13 protein-coding genes, 2 tRNA genes and 1 rRNA gene are annotated in these 15411 nt (G+C 47.0%); 4 read left to right on the forward strand and 12 right to left on the reverse strand.

Annotation, left to right across the window (positions count from 1 at the left end; translation table 11 throughout):
* Nucleotides 1-8 precede the first annotated feature (8 nt).
* From J5A66_RS07620 to J5A66_RS07630, 3 genes are all read right to left on the reverse strand, one after another.
* Nucleotides 9-82, reverse strand: a tRNA-Ala gene (locus J5A66_RS07620).
* Between the two features lie 236 nt (nucleotides 83-318).
* Nucleotides 319-392 (reverse strand) — tRNA-Ile (locus J5A66_RS07625).
* A gap of 137 nt (nucleotides 393-529) precedes the next feature.
* Nucleotides 530-2059 (reverse strand): 16S ribosomal RNA (locus tag J5A66_RS07630).
* Nucleotides 2060-2443: 384 nt separating this feature from the next.
* On the opposite strand from J5A66_RS07630, the gene J5A66_RS07635 reads away from it, so the two are divergent.
* Nucleotides 2444-2746 carry a hypothetical protein gene (locus J5A66_RS07635; protein ID WP_211790053.1) on the forward strand — a complete coding sequence of 101 codons (303 nt, stop codon included), beginning with the start codon at nucleotides 2444-2446 and terminating at the stop codon, nucleotides 2744-2746.
* 169 nt (nucleotides 2747-2915) lie between these two features.
* Here J5A66_RS07635 and J5A66_RS07640 read toward each other — a convergent pair whose 3' ends face one another.
* Entirely contained in the window at nucleotides 2916-3761 is an 846-nt protein-coding gene (locus tag J5A66_RS07640; protein ID WP_211791469.1) for a patatin family protein, read from the reverse strand.
* Nucleotides 3762-3846: 85 nt separating this feature from the next.
* Here J5A66_RS07640 and J5A66_RS07645 point away from each other — a divergent pair, with 85 nt between their 5' ends.
* A complete protein-coding gene (locus tag J5A66_RS07645) occupies nucleotides 3847-5241 on the forward strand; it encodes an aminopeptidase P family protein (protein ID WP_211790054.1) in 1395 nt (464 codons plus the stop codon).
* Between the two features lie 104 nt (nucleotides 5242-5345).
* A complete protein-coding gene (locus J5A66_RS07650; RefSeq protein ID WP_211790055.1) occupies nucleotides 5346-6554 on the forward strand; it encodes an aminopeptidase C in 1209 nt (402 codons plus the stop codon).
* A gap of 148 nt (nucleotides 6555-6702) precedes the next feature.
* Here the strand turns inward: J5A66_RS07650 and J5A66_RS07655 are convergent, their stop codons facing one another.
* The 8 genes from J5A66_RS07655 to sppA form a co-directional block, all read right to left on the reverse strand.
* The gene (locus J5A66_RS07655) at nucleotides 6703-7305 is read right to left on the reverse strand and encodes a hypothetical protein (RefSeq protein ID WP_249109943.1); all 603 of its coding nucleotides are present in this window, start codon (nucleotides 7303-7305) and stop codon (nucleotides 6703-6705) included.
* A 62-nt stretch (nucleotides 7306-7367) separates the two neighbouring features.
* Nucleotides 7368-7781 carry an SRPBCC family protein gene (locus J5A66_RS07660; protein ID WP_211790056.1) on the reverse strand — a complete coding sequence of 138 codons (414 nt, stop codon included), beginning with the start codon at nucleotides 7779-7781 and terminating at the stop codon, nucleotides 7368-7370.
* A gap of 93 nt (nucleotides 7782-7874) precedes the next feature.
* Nucleotides 7875-8501 carry an orotate phosphoribosyltransferase gene (pyrE, locus tag J5A66_RS07665; RefSeq protein WP_211791471.1) on the reverse strand — a complete coding sequence of 209 codons (627 nt, stop codon included), beginning with the start codon at nucleotides 8499-8501 and terminating at the stop codon, nucleotides 7875-7877.
* Nucleotides 8502-8716: 215 nt separating this feature from the next.
* The gene (locus tag J5A66_RS07670) at nucleotides 8717-9601 is read right to left on the reverse strand and encodes a FimB/Mfa2 family fimbrial subunit (RefSeq protein ID WP_211790057.1); all 885 of its coding nucleotides are present in this window, start codon (nucleotides 9599-9601) and stop codon (nucleotides 8717-8719) included.
* Between the two features lie 131 nt (nucleotides 9602-9732).
* A complete protein-coding gene (thiL, locus tag J5A66_RS07675; protein ID WP_211790058.1) occupies nucleotides 9733-10812 on the reverse strand; it encodes a thiamine-phosphate kinase in 1080 nt (359 codons plus the stop codon).
* A 22-nt stretch (nucleotides 10813-10834) separates the two neighbouring features.
* Nucleotides 10835-11647, reverse strand: a complete 813-nt coding sequence (locus J5A66_RS07680; RefSeq protein ID WP_211790059.1) for a purine-nucleoside phosphorylase — start codon at nucleotides 11645-11647, stop codon at nucleotides 10835-10837.
* A complete protein-coding gene (gene lpxK, locus J5A66_RS07685) occupies nucleotides 11529-12707 on the reverse strand; it encodes a tetraacyldisaccharide 4'-kinase (RefSeq protein WP_211790060.1) in 1179 nt (392 codons plus the stop codon). The genes J5A66_RS07680 and lpxK overlap by 119 nt, the downstream gene beginning before the upstream one ends.
* An 8-nt stretch (nucleotides 12708-12715) precedes the next feature.
* Nucleotides 12716-14491, reverse strand: a complete 1776-nt coding sequence (gene sppA, locus J5A66_RS07690) for a signal peptide peptidase SppA (RefSeq protein ID WP_211790061.1) — start codon at nucleotides 14489-14491, stop codon at nucleotides 12716-12718.
* 397 nt (nucleotides 14492-14888) lie between these two features.
* Here sppA and J5A66_RS07695 point away from each other — a divergent pair, with 397 nt between their 5' ends.
* The gene (locus J5A66_RS07695; protein ID WP_211790062.1) at nucleotides 14889-15398 is read left to right on the forward strand and encodes a PH domain-containing protein; all 510 of its coding nucleotides are present in this window, start codon (nucleotides 14889-14891) and stop codon (nucleotides 15396-15398) included.
* Nucleotides 15399-15411 lie beyond the last annotated feature (13 nt).

The raw sequence follows: 15411 nt of genomic DNA on the forward strand, positions 1-15411 counted from the left end.
TCGCAAAGTGGAGAATAACGGATTCGAACCGTTGACCTCTTGCATGCCATGCAAGCGCTCTAGCCAACTGAGCTAATCCCCCTAAACAGGGTTATCCGAAAAGTCCGAATACATTTCCTACATACACATTATTAATGTATAACAGTATCCTATCAGGTAATTTTCTTCAAGAATATTATTCTATAATGACATTTAAATCATTCACCCTCCATCGATACACATTATTTATAATAGTGTTTTTAAGATCCTCCTCTACCTCATATTATTCATATGAATGAGCTGTCTTACAGTCTTCACATCACCCTATCGAGTCAGATGTAGTCCCAGGCAGACTTGAACTGCCGACCTCCACATTATCAGTGTGGCGCTCTAACCAACTGAGCTATAGGACTCAGGAGGCTTAACAAAATCTATAACCTAAAGACTCTGAGGAACCTATCGGGAAAGAAAGACAATAGTAGAGGCACAAGAGCTAAGAACAAACAAAACCCAAAACCATCTCAAAAAAGATGAAGGTAAGCCCATCCAGAAAGGAGGTGTTCCAGCCGCACCTTCCGGTACGGCTACCTTGTTACGACTTAGCCCCAATCACCGGTTTCACCCTAGGCCGACCCTTGCGGTCACGGACTTCAGGCGCCCCCGGCTTTCATGGCTTGACGGGCGGTGTGTACAAGGCCCGGGAACGTATTCACCGCGCCATGGCTGATGCGCGATTACTAGCGAATCCAGCTTCGTGGGGTCGGGTTGCAGACCCCAGTCCGAACTGAGGCGCGCTTTCAGGATTAGATGCTACTCACATAACACCAACTCGCTGTACGCGCCATTGTAACACGTGTGTAGCCCCGGACGTAAGGGCCGTGCTGATTTGACGTCATCCCCGCCTTCCTCACACCTTGCGGCGGCAGTATCTACAGAGTGCCCGGCATTACCCGATGGCAACTATAAAAAGGGGTTGCGCTCGTTATGGCACTTAAGCCGACACCTCACGGCACGAGCTGACGACAACCATGCAGCACCTCCGCAGCAGTCCCGAAGGACCTCATCATCTCTGAATCGTTCCGCTGCAGTTCAAGCCCGGGTAAGGTTCCTCGCGTATCATCGAATTAAACCACATGTTCCTCCGCTTGTGCGGGCCCCCGTCAATTCCTTTGAGTTTCACCGTTGCCGGCGTACTCCCCAGGTGGGATGCTTAACGTTTTCACTTGGTCACTGATATATATATACCAACAACGAGCATCCATCGTTTACCGCGTGGACTACCAGGGTATCTAATCCTGTTCGATACCCACGCTTTCGAGCATCAGCGTCAGTTAAGCTGCAGTAAGCTGCCTTCGCAATCGGAGTTCTTCGTGATATCTAAGCATTTCACCGCTACACCACGAATTCCGCCTACCTTCAGCATACTCAAGCCCCCCAGTTCGCGCTGCAAGTCAGATGTTGAGCAACTGAATTTCACAACACGCTTAAAAGGCCGCCTACGCTCCCTTTAAACCCAATAAATCCGGATAACGCCCGGACCTTCCGTATTACCGCGGCTGCTGGCACGGAATTAGCCGGTCCTTATTCATGCAATACCTGCAATAACCCACACGTAGGCTAATTTATTCTTGCATAAAAGCAGTTTACAACCCATAGGGCCGTCATCCTGCACGCTACTTGGCTGGTTCAGGCTTACGCCCATTGACCAATATTCCTCACTGCTGCCTCCCGTAGGAGTCTGGACCGTGTCTCAGTTCCAGTGTGGGGGACCTTCCTCTCAGAACCCCTACCGATCGATGTCTTGGTGGGCCGTTACCCCGCCAACTAACTAATCGGACGCATCCCCATCTATTACCGCAAAACCTTTAGTCTACTGCTGATGCCAATCGAAGACCACATACGGTATTAGTCCGACTTTCGCCGGGTTATCCCGTGGTAATAGGTAGGTTGGATACGCGTTACTCACCCGTGCGCCGGTCGCCATCATCGGTTGCAAGCAACCAACATGCTGCCCCGCGACTTGCATGTGTTAAGCCTGTAGCTAGCGTTCATCCTGAGCCAGGATCAAACTCTCCATTGTAAAAATGACGTTCGCATTTAAAATGCATTTCCCGATTGGACTATACCTATAAAACAATAAAAGTCTTACAACTCACATCGCTTTATCAAAAAGATGCTAATTAAGCACCCAGGTCTCATCGTCCATATAAAGTAACACCTCAAAAGGCGTCACCCGCTCTTGTACTACTACTGTCTATCAATACTTTCAATGAACTCTTTTCAATACGCTCCCAAAGCTAAAAAATAACCCGAAAGCGGATGCAAAGGTAAAACAAAAAACAACCACACACAAGAAAACACAAAGAAAATATTTTATAACTATCTATGTTTTTATAATTATTTACAACATAAGACCAAAAGAACAACATACACCTTATATATATTATACAACCAAAAGAAGAACATGAAAAATCAATCAACGCCGATTCAGCAACCTGCAAACCACACAATCCATAAAAGTCGACAATCAATCATCAAGCTTCCATCCTGGAAAGACACCGCGAAAATCTTCAACCATCAACCCAAACACCTTCTTTCCCACCGCTCAACGCCATCATCTCCGCTGCTGAAAACCTCCTTCTCCACGCCTCAAAACCTGGATAAAAACACTCTACATAACCCTCTCATCATCAATACCTTACAAAATACCCTGCCATCTCTTAGCTTTTGCACCGCAAAAGCTAAGAAAACGACAGGCAAAAGATAAGAAAACAGCAGACAAAAGATAAGAGATAGGAAATCGTGTATTCAACCGTGGCAAAGGGATAACAAGAAACGGGTTCTACAAAGCAAGAAAGATTCAACTTCAGAAGAAGGGAAATGCCATCTTATAGAAAGAGAAAAACCAGACCATCCATATAGGAAAGGACGTCTCGTTATATAGCGTGCGCGATGCAGAATTTCTCCCCCAACTCAAAGCCCTCTTCATAAAGCCGTTCCAATTTGGTGGTATCGCGCTCCATCCGCCCTACTTCCATGGGTCGGATCGGTCGGATACAAGCGATACGACCTTGACTTTCAAGGTCTTCTACGAGCTGAAGTTGCTCGTTATAGACCTCGATCCGCCTACTGAGTGCTACCCGCAAGCGAGGATAATGTTTGTAGATGAAAGGAGGAATTTTGTGGTCGCGACCCGGCGTTCGATAACCATAGTTGCGCGTTAGAACCACCACGTTGGTTTCATGGCCCGTTTCTATGGCTCGCATCACGGGAATACTGTCAACGATTCCGCCATCGAGCATCGGCACGCCATCCACTTCTACAATCTTACTAACAAAGGGCAGACTGCCTGAAGCGCGAACGATGTCGAGCATACGTTGGCGGTTTTGCGTTTCGGAGAGATACATAGCAGCTCCCGTTTGACAATTGGTGGTTACGATTTCGAAGACTGCGGGATTGGCAAAAAACGCGTCATAGTCGAATGGAAGCAATTCGTTGGGAATTTTATCATACAGCAAATCAGGATCGAAAATACAACCTTGACGCAGCAGATGACGTAGACTGAGATAGTTGTATCTCGCCAGGAAATCGATGTTGGAGATGCGTGCGCGCCGCGGTTGCCTACTGATGTACGACGCACCGTTACCCGCTCCGGCAGAGACCGCTACCACATAGTTGAACCACCGGCCATGTTTCATAAAAGCATCAAGCACACCACAGGTGAAAATACCTCTCATTCCTCCTCCCTCAAGCACCAATCCCGTATTCCGTCCGATTTGCATAAAACACATTAAATTTGTGGCAAAGTTAATAAAAGGTGATGATTTTTTTCTATCTTTGCGAGCAAATGTCATAACACAGAATATCATGTTTAGCAAAGAAACCTACATTCGTCGGCGTGCCGAGCTGAAGAAGCTGGTACAAAGTGGCATCGTTCTGATCTTCGGCAATAACGAGTCGCCTTGCAATTTTCCAAACAACGGTTATTATCCTTTCCGTCAGGATTCGTCGTTTTTGTATTATTTCGGTGTGCAACGCGATGGTCTTGTCGGTGTGATCGACATTGATAACGACACGGAAACATTGATTGGAGACGATATAGACATTGACGACATCGTATGGTATGGCTCGGTAGACAGCGTACAGGAAATGGCTTCACAGGTGGGTGTGACCCACTCGGCCCCCATGAAGCAGCTAAAGACGCTCTGCCATGAGGCTATGCGGCAGAAACGTAAGCTGCATTTCCTGCCACCTTATCGGCATGACATCAAGTTACAACTGTTCGACCTGCTGGGGATTCACCCCAATCAGCAGAAAGATGCGGCCTCGATGCCACTCATCCGCGCGGTGATCAAGATGCGCTCGGTGAAAGAAGACCAAGAAGTGGAGGAACTGGAACGCGCCGCCGAGATAGGTTATCGGATGCATACAACGGCGATGAAGCTTGTACGGCCGGGCGTTACGGAGAAGTTTGTGGGCGGACAGGTGAGCGGAATCGCCCATTCCTATGGGGCAATGGTAAGCTTTCCGACCATCTTCTCGCAACATGGCGAAATCATGCATGGCAATCCCTCGATGGCTTTGCTCGAGGAAGGCAGACTGGCTCTGTGCGATGCAGGAGCCGAAACGATCAACAACTATTGCTCAGACAATACCCGCACAATGCCCGTCGGCGGAAAATTCACGCAGCGGCAGCTTGAAATCTACAGCATTGTAGAGGCTTGTCATGACCACGCTTTAGAGCTGTCGAAGCCTGGTGTGAAGTATTATGACGTGCACATGGGCGTGTGCCGGATGATGACCGACCGATTGAAGGAGCTCGGACTGATGCGAGGCGACACCGAAGAGGCTCTTCAGGCCGGTGCACATGCGATGTTCTTGCCGCACGGATTGGGGCACATGATGGGCATGGATGTGCACGACATGGAGTCGCTCGACCAGCGTTATGTGGGCTACGACGAAGAGATTCAACCTTCCACACAATTCGGCACCAGTGCTTTACGTATGGGCAGACGTTTGGAAAAGGGCTTTGTCGTGACCGACGAACCGGGTATTTATTTCATTCCGGCTCTAATCGACAGTTGGAAAGCCTGTGGTCACTGCAAGGATTTCTTGAACTTCGACCTCTTGGAAAGCTACAAAGACTTCGGCGGAATCCGCTTGGAAGACGACATTCTCATCACCGACGAGGGTTGCAGAATCATCGGTAAACAGGTGATACCTTATCATCCCAAAGACGTTGAAGACTATATGGCATCGTGATAGACAAGGGGCTGCGAGCCTGTCAGGCCGAACAGCCGAAATGTCTGCCAACTCATTACCCACATAAGAGCGACGTATACAATAAAATTTAAACAAAAACAATAATGAAAAGAATCTTCCTTGCCGCACTCGTTGCCTTCACGACAACGAGCCTCTGTGCAAAAACGCCTAAAACAAAGACAACAACCAACAAGAACAAGCCTGTGTTCACCGTTGTGAAAGAGAACAAAATCACCAGTATTAAAGACCAAAATCGCAGCGGAACTTGCTGGGATTACGCCACGATGAGCTTCATCGAGAGCGAGATTCTCAAGGCTTCAGGTAAGACTTACAACCTGAGCGAGATGTTTATTGCCAGCAAAAACTATATGGATCGTGCCGTTAAGGCCGTTCGTACGCATGGAGACGTGTCTTTTGCGCAAGGAGGTAGTTTCGACGACCCTATTTATGTCATCAAAACACACGGTATTGTGCCCGAAGAAGCCATGGCTCTGCCGGGAACAATGACTGGCGATTCGTTGGCCAACTTCGGCGAATTTTTCGACGTGCTGTCGCCCTATGTCGCCGCGGTAGCAAAGAGTAAGAGCAAAAAGCTGTCTCCGGCCTGGAAGAATGGTCTGCAAGGCATCCTTGATGCCTACTTGGGTAAATGTCCCGAGAACTTCACTTACGAAGGGAAGAGCTACACGCCGAAGTCGTTTGCCGAGAGTCTCGGGCTGGATTGGGACAACTATATTACCTTCACCAGCTATACACACCATCCTTGGTACAAGAAGTTTGCCGTGGAAGTGCAAGATAATTGGCGATGGGCGCAGAGCTATAACGTTCCCATCGAAGATCTGACCCGCATCATCGACAATGCCATTATGAACGGATATACCATCGGATGGGGCGGCGATGTGACCGAAGATGGATTCACCCGCAAAGGACTGGGCATTGCTATCGATGCAAAAAAGGTTCGGTCGATGGCTGGCACAGATGCCGACCGTTGGTTCAAGCTCTCGGCCACAGAGAAAAAGAGTCGCTACGACTCGTTGGGCATCAACGCTCCGGAACTGGTTCCTACGCAGGAGATGCGTCAGGAGGCTTACGACAACTGGGAAACCACCGACGATCATGGCATGCACATCTTCGGTATTGCCAAGGATCAGAATGGAAGGGAATATTATATGGTGAAAAACTCCTGGGGAACGTATGGCGACTATAAAGGTATTTGGTATATGACCAAGGCTTACGTGGCTCTGAAGACAATGGATTTCATGGTAAACAAGAATGCTGTTCCGAAAGACATTCTTGAGAAAATAGGGTTGTAAGGGTCGTCTCTCCGGTTGATTTTACCGGTAGAGCAGATCTTTATCATTCCTTTCATCCCTGTATACAAACAGCGCAACCAAGAGAGATTTGCCTCTCCTTGGTTGCGCTGTTTGGTTATGATGACGTTCTTTTTCTCGTTCCTCGAAATCAATTCACCGCTAAAACACCAAGCGGACCACTGGTGCTGGCCCGATACCGAATGAGTTTATGTCCTCTATCGCCTGCCGTAATGATGCCGCCATTGTTCAAATCGTATTGGCGACGACAGGTGGAACACGTGGCGGTGCCATTGCCGTCGATGGTGAGAAAGAAGTCTTTTTGCGGGATGACGTCTGCCGAGAAACAGTTGGGACACTCTAAGTCGTAGGCGTAAAACGTCAGTGGGTCGCTCAGATGTCCATAACCCACCACCAATCCGTTGCCCAGACCCAAGAGAATAGTGCGTTTCAGGTCGACGGCATTGGCCTTCGAGGCTTCGGTCTGCCCTCCTTGATTGCTCGTAAATGAGAGATAGATCACCTGATGACCGCCCACCCAGGTCGTAGTCTTCTTCACCGTGGCGAAAACATGGGCATGCGGCGTCATTGCTGCTGAGAGGACGCTGTTCTGATGCACTGCATTATCGAACACAAAAAAACACCGCGCCGAACTAAATTCGTTCTGCGCGTCACCGCAAGCCAGAGCTAACACACTGCTTGCCAGGACAAAGATACGCTTAATGGTTTTGATCATCCTTCGCCGTTTCATCATTGCGGGGTTTGTATAGATGCCGTTTCCCTCGGCAGACTCTGCCGGCTACACCTGCTGCTAGCTCATTCGTACTGAATGAGCTGAAGCATGTCGGCCACCTTTTCCAGTCCCTCGGAAAGAGGTTTCTTCACCATACCTTTGATAAAGGGATTAAGTTCGGCCTTAATGGTGAGCTTGATTTTGCAGGCTTTCTCACCTAATGGCACCACCTGAATCCACATATTGAAGGGTAAGGGCGACTCTTCCGTTTCGAACTTGATACATTTGGGGGCCTCGCGTTCGATGATACGAAGTTTGATCTGCCCAACAGGATTCACACTGATGGTGAGCGAATCTTTATCAAAAGCAAACTGTTCGAGCTTATCCTGCGGCAGTTTGTCTTTCACGCGTTCCAAGTTAGAGAGATCGCTGAGGGTGTTGAACACCGCTGTCTGCGTAAATTGTATCTCACGGATACTGCTTTCAAAAGTAGACATCTAAGAAATTAAAGTATTAGTATACAAAAACAAAGGCTCCAAGAGACGCTCCATACTGTATGAATGCGTTTCTCTGGGCACATCGAATGCGATTTACCACGTCTGTGGACTCCTTCTCCAGTCGTTCAACAGTTCTACATCGGCTGGCGTAATATATCCCGTGGCCAAGGCTTGAGCTACTACATGGTCGTAATCGGTGAGCGTCACGAGTTGCACATCGGCCTCTCTGAAGGCTTCTTCGGCCACAGCAAAACCGTAAGTATAAGCTGCCACCATGCCCACCACCGTGCATCCCGACCGCCGGAGGGCTTCAACGGCTTTCAAACTGCTACCGCCCGTCGAGATGAGATCTTCTATCACCACCACCTTAGCACGTGGTTCGAGTTCGCCCTCGATCAGGTTTTCCAGTCCGTGGTCTTTGGGTTTACTACGCACATACACAAAAGGCAGATGCAGAGCATCGGCCACGAGCGCGCCTTGTGCAATCGCTCCCGTAGCCACTCCTGCCACAGCGTCGGCCTGGGGAAAATGTTTCAACACGGCATGCACCAATTCTTGTTTGATGAAACTGCGCAATTGGGGGAACGAAAGTGTCTTGCGGTTGTCGCAATAGAAGGGCGAACGCCATCCCGATGCCCACGTGAAAGGTTCGTTGGGCTGCAATTTAATGGCTTTTACCTTGAGCAAACGCTCAGCAAAATCTTTTTTCAGAGGATTCATATCCATGATGTTTGTGATGTGTTGATAATCAATTGACGGATTGCAAAGGTACGGGATTTGCCTCGTTGTACAAAATATTATTACACAAGTTCGGAGCGAAGCGATGAGAAAAGCTGAGCGAAAAAGTGGGAAAACAAGATTCTACCCCTGGTAGATGATCAGGATTGACTAAAAAACGGGGTTCTCCCCCCAGTAGATGGACTAAGAAACGGTTTTTAATAAAATCTCTCGATTCGTTTCCACACAGTATCCACCTGCAAACCAAGTTCTCGCGATTGTGCATCGACATAACCGTCGAAGAAATTTCCCGTGTATCTTGCTATCTGCCCTTTTTGGATAGGAACCTCCAAAAATTCCCGTTTGATGACTTCTTCTCCCGTCTTAGATTCTGCCGAAACCTGTATGCGAAGCTCCTGACTGTCGGCACGGGGGAAAGTGTAAATCTGAAAGGAACTGGGCTTGCCATATTGTTCTGCTGAGACCTCACGCGTCTCCATCTCTTTCGACTTAATGCATCCCTGTCCACTCACAGCATCGAACGTGCTACTGCCACCCGTGTATCTAAATACCAATCGGGCGATCTTCTCGGGCATGGCATCGCTGATGTTGAGCTGAAACATCGCTACGGCTCGTTCGAGGGTGAGAGTCTGCTGTCCGGCCTCTTCTACTGTCACGTCGCCGCAATAATAAAAGGTGTCGGTCACTTTGTTGTTGGTAAACTTGATTTTGGAAGGACTGCTAATCGTTGCCGTGCCTGCTCCGTTGTGAGCGATAATCACCACTTTGTAAGTACCCTTGGGAACAGTTACAGTCAATCGACCGAAATGAGCATCTCTCCGCGTCTGATTAACAGACTTCACCTTCTCTTCACCCTTAAAGAGAGCCAAACTAATGCGACTGCACACTTGATCAATACTTACCATCGATCGCGACTGCGGTGAGAGCGCTGGGAAAGGAACCATCTCTATGGCCGATACATTGAATACGATATTCATCTCGCCGGCTTTCACCTTTGGTTCATTCTCCAAAATCGGCTTTTCGCACGATGCAAGTAGCACTCCGGACAGCAATAAAAGCATGTTAGTTGTTATCTTTTTCATTGATTCTTTTGATTTTAGTTATAACAAAGGAGGATAGAAGTTTTCGAAAGAGAAATCGCAAGACTAATTTCACAAGATGCATCTACCAGGGAGTTATCCTACAAGAGGAAACACAAAGAAGAGTCTTTACACTATGACTCCTCTTGTTTTAATGGATTCCAACCCTGTGCCGTCAGTTCGAACTCAGCACCGTCGCGTGCAACAAGCCATGTGCCGAACTCAGGTTTGGTGATATGCCCGATGAGTTTCACTCCCTCCAAAGCCTCGATTTTTGCGTGATCGCCTATTGGGACGGTGAACAGCAATTCATAATCCTCACCGCCATTCATGGCACAGGTGGTTACATTGAGGTTTAATTCCTCGGCCATCACGGCGGTTTGATAGTCGATAGGCAGACTTTTTTCGTATACTCTACATCCGCAATTGCTCTGACGACAGATGTGAAGCAGTTCGCTGCTTAGTCCGTCGGAAATATCCATCATGGCTGTGGGATGAACGTTTGCTTCGCGCAAACGAGCGATGATGTCACCACGAGCTTCAGGGCGAAGCTGGCGTTGCAAGAGATATTCTTTTCCGGCAAAGTCGGGTTGGAAACTCTTGAGTTGCTCAAGCGTACGAGTGTCGTTCTTCTTCCGTGCTTCATCCACTTGTTGATAATAAACCGATTTTTCGCGTTCAAGCAATTGCAGTCCCATATAGGCCGCACCAAGATCGCCGGAGACACAAATCAAATCGGTATCATGGGCTCCGTTCCGATAGACTATATCCTCTTTGTCGACCTCACCGATGCAAGTAATGCTAATAGCCAGTCCAGTGTAAGACGAGGTCGTATCTCCTCCCACAATATCTACTTTCCACTCTTTACAAGCAGTTTTCAGTCCGTTGTAAAATTCCTCCATATCTTCCACCTTGAATCTCTTGCTCAAAGCAATACTCACCGTGATCTGCCGCGGCGTCCCATTCATAGCAAAGATATCGCTGATGTTCACCTGCGCAGCCTTGTAGCCCAGATGATAGAAATCAATATAGGTGAGATCGAAGTGTACACCCTCCATCAGCATGTCAGTCGTGATAAGCACTTCTTTTTGGGGATAGTGCAACACCGCACAATCGTCACCCACACCGTAAAGAGTGGATGGGTTGCCGGGTTGGATGTCGGAGGTGAGATGTCGGATAAGCCCAAACTCGCCAAGGGTTGAAATATCGGTCATAATTATTATTTTCTATCAAAGATCAGGCACTTCTCCTTATCATCTCTCGCATAATCTCGGTCATCAACGGCTGTGCCTTGTTGGCAGCTTCCTGTACCTCTTCATGACTCACTTCTACAGGCTGATCCTCCAATCCTAAATCGGTAATAATACTCATGCCAAACACCTTGATGCCGCAATGGCGTGCTACGATTACCTCGGGAACGGTACTCATTCCTACTGCATCGCCCCCCAAGCGATGATACATTTTATACTCGGCAGGCGTTTCAAATGTCGGTCCAGAAACGCCTACATATACGCCATGCATCACTCGAATACCTTTCTCCTTAGCAATATCGTCGGCCAATGAGCGCAGATTTTTATCATAGGCTTCGTGCATATCTGGGAAGCGAGGACCCGTGGGAAAATTCTTTCCACGCAATGGATGCTCAGGGAAGAAGTTGATATGGTCGTCAATCACCATGAGATCGCCGATGCAGAAACTGGGATTCATCCCTCCCGAGGCATTGGAAACAAAGAGCGTCTCAATGCCCAACTCGTACATCACACGTTGTGGGAAAGTCACTTCCTTCATGTCATAACCTTCATAGTAGTGAAACCGACCTTCCATAGCCATTATATCTTTTCCACCAAGACGGCCAAAAATCAACTTTCCTGCATGCCCCTCTACCGTAGAGACGGGGAAATTGGGTATCTTACTATAGGGAAATTCGTATCTATCGGTTATTTCTGAAGCTAATTGTCCCAGTCCTGTTCCCAGGATAATGGCCGTTTTGGGATTTGTGGTCATCCTTTGCCTTAACCAGGATGCTGTTTCTTGAATTTTTCTGTACATAGCTTATGATTTTGTTATTAAATTCTTCTTGTCCATGCATAAACCGGATGTGCACCGGAAGAACAAACAGATGTTGTTTCACTTCATCACTTAATCCCTTAGTATACTTCAAGCGCGCAGCATCTTTCTCTGTTGTGATGATAAGTTTAGGTTGAGGGATAGCAGCAAAGTGTTGATTGATATGTCGCACATCTTTCGCTGTAAACTGGTGATGATCGGCATAAAACATCTGTTGTATGTTGCAAGTGTGTATTTGTAAGTCGTGCAAGAGTTGCTTAGGTGACGCGATACCCGTAAGCAATAACACCTGTTCATCCGTCTTCAGAGAATCTACATCTCTTTCTTCCTCACCAAAAAGTTGCCGCATGGGGGAATATTCCAATGAGGTGAAATAAAGACTTTGATAGGGATATAGCTGCATGGCCTTTGTTAGTACCCGGTATTCCATCGGTCGCAGGTCCTTCGGGCATTTCGTAACAATCACGATGTCGGCCCTCTCTTTACCTTTTTGAGGTTCACGCAGACAACCCGCAGGCAGCAATTTATCATAAATAATCAGTCGGTGATAGTCTACCAACAAGATATTTATTCCCGGCTTGACATACCGATGCTGAAAGGCATCATCAAGAAAGATGACATCTACATCGTCCGTATCTTTGTCTTCCATCAGTCGGCATATGCCTCGAGTGCGTTTTCTGTCTACTGCCACGTAGACATCAGTAAACTTCTCTTTCATCTGATAGGACTCATCACCAATCCTAGGCATCGGAGTTTGAGCATCCGCCAATACGTATCCTCGACTCTTACGTTTGTATCCCCGCGAGAGCACGGCCACTTTCATATCCTCTTTCAGTAATTTCACCAAATACTCGACATGAGGAGTCTTACCCGATCCGCCCACCGTAATATTGCCAACCGAGATAATAGGAATGTCGAAAGCCCGTGATTTGAGAATGCCTATCTTGAAGAGTAGACTACGAATCCACACTCCTAATCCGTAGAGCCAACTCAAAGGCAAAAGCCATTCTCGTATTTTGATAAAATCACCCTCGGTTCTCATACTTCCATCTATCTAATATTCGGCTCCATGGGCATGCGAGCCTGTATGGCTTCGCGTTCATTGAGTTTGCGTATCAACATAAACGGTTCATAATAGCTACCCAATGTCAATCGCAAGTGGTTGTCAAGTGTGCCACGTTGTGTCGTTATATTGAACAATTGCTCCTGCCAACCCGGCAATACGGGATATTCGTCAACCCCATAATCTTTTAGTTTCGCCAGTTGTGCAGCTTTCTTCACCGCATCGCTCATACCTCCAAGCTGATCTACTAACTTTCTTCTCATCGCATCGCTACCTAACCAAACACGCCCTTGGGCTATCTTATCAACTTCATCTACAGGCATTTTCCGACCTTGGGCAACACGTTTGAGGAAGAGTGAGTAACCGCGATTGATGTATTCTTGCAATATATCAATCTCTTCTACATTGAACGGACGGGCGTAGATATTGCCAAACGCACTGTTACGGTTGGTCTTCACCTCATCAAATCTCACCCCGAGCTTCTCGGTTACCAGTCCACTCAGATCGGGGAATACGCCAAAGATGCCGATACTGCCTGTTAGCGTTGTCGGCTGCGCTACAATCCAGTTGGCTCCGCAACTCATATAATATCCGCCTGATGCAGCATAATCTCCCATTGAAATAACAACCGGTTTGCGTTTCCTCAATTCTATGATCTGGTGCCAAAGCTGTTCAGAAGCATAAGCATCCCCACCAGGAGAATTTACCCGCACAACAACTGCCTTCACATCGTCATCATTCATCAAGTCTTCCAAATCCTTACAAACCTTCTTCGCCACAATGTCGTTACCCGAGGTAAACATCCCGGCCGCACTGTTCTGCACGATGTCACCCTGAGCATAATATACGGCAATTCGATCATCAGCATCATTGGCCTTCTCAGGTTGATTTCGCATATCAGCAATACCCACTTGACAAATCTCATCGTCAGCGTCTATCTTCAGGAGCTTCTTTACCTCTGCTTTTACCTGGTCCGCATACAACAAGCGGTCTACCATATTGTTTTTCACAAGGTCTTCCGGTTCTGCAAGCAACAGATATTTATCAGCATACTCATTCAGCTTTTTTACACTAACTCCGCGACTTTCTGACACCTCACGACAAATATAATCCCATGTACCGCCAAGAAAAGTCGTTACCTGTGCACGGTTTGCATCGCTCATTTTCGTCTCAGTGAAGAATTCGGTAGCACTCTTATACGTTCCCACCTTCACCACTTGATATTTCACTCCAAACTTAGCTGCAAGGTCTTTAATATAATAAGGTTGCGAAGCTAAGCCATGCCAATCTACCTTTCCTTGAGGATTGAGGAACACCTTATTGCCTACCGAAGCCAAATAATATGCACCTTGCGTGTAAAGATCTCCATAGGAAACAATCCACTTACCACTCTTGCGAAAGTCCTGCAATGCCTTTCGCAATTCTTGCAATGTGGCATAGCGTGCGCTCAACATGTCGGTTTCAATATAGATACCTTTTATCTTGTCGTTCTCCTTTGCCTTTCTGATAGCCGAAAGAAGGTCGTTCAATCCAATTTCATTAAGTGCATTCCCCGTCAGCTTTCCCAAAATATCGTTTCCGCCCTGCTCGGTTATCTCACCTGAAAGGTTCAACACCAAGACAGAATTATCTTCTATCCCTTTCACTGTCTCGTCCGAAGCAATCATACCGATAAGAGTCATCAATCCGAAAACGAATGTAATGGCACCAAAAAGAAAAAGTCCGGCAACTGTCGCAAATACGTTTTTAAAAAAATCTTTCATTTACAAATCATTTAAGCATTCAACTCATGGAGGCTTACGCCCAAGAAAAGGTTCCGCTATTTTCTTAAGAAAAAACCTCTATCAAAGTTTATCTTCCAAAAGGATGCAACCTATTTTATGCAAAAATGGTGTCAATGAGAGCAATGAAAGCTTGCTCTCAAATTGCTGAGTGTAACCTATTTTATGCAAAGATAAAGAATAAAATTGAAAAGAATCGTTTTTTACAAAAAAGTTTCATTGCAGTTATTAAATAAGGTATTCTTATCTTTTAATACCCCAAATGGCCCTGTTCTATCGTTCAACCCAAGCTCATGTTGCCACAACAACAATCGACAACGAAAGTTGGTTGAAGATTCGAGATTGCGTACCTTTGTCCAAAACATTCAAGACCACACATATGTACACTTTCTACACCCCTTATTCCAAACTCATTTTGGGAACAACGATTGCAGGAATGCTACTGATGCACGGCATTTTCATGTTTTGTATGGGCGGTATGGCTCGCCATTCCGTCGATGCTCTCAGCTTTTATCTCTATCTGTTGCTCTTCATTGTCAGCATTTTCATTGTACTTTACGCTTTCCTTATTCAAATCAAGAAGGTAACGCTTTCCAACACTCACCTCACCCTTCATCGTCGAATGGGTCGAGTCTCCATTCCTTTAGACTGCATTCAGAGCGTAGAGCGCAAAGAAAACATCATCGAAGACATTCGTCCAAAGAGCATTGCGTTCTTCTTCGGGCATTATGGAACCTTTCAAAGTAAGACATTGGGGCCCTACCATGCCTATGTAAAGGACCCTCAACAAATGCTTGCCATCCACACCTCGACCTGCATCCACGTATTCAGTTGTGAAAGATGCGAAGAACTCATGCACCTGATCAATACCCGTATTCAACAGTTATAACAGACAGAGTTCT

The sequence above is a fragment of the Prevotella sp. oral taxon 475 genome (assembly GCF_018127805.1).
Taxonomy (GTDB): domain Bacteria; phylum Bacteroidota; class Bacteroidia; order Bacteroidales; family Bacteroidaceae; genus Prevotella.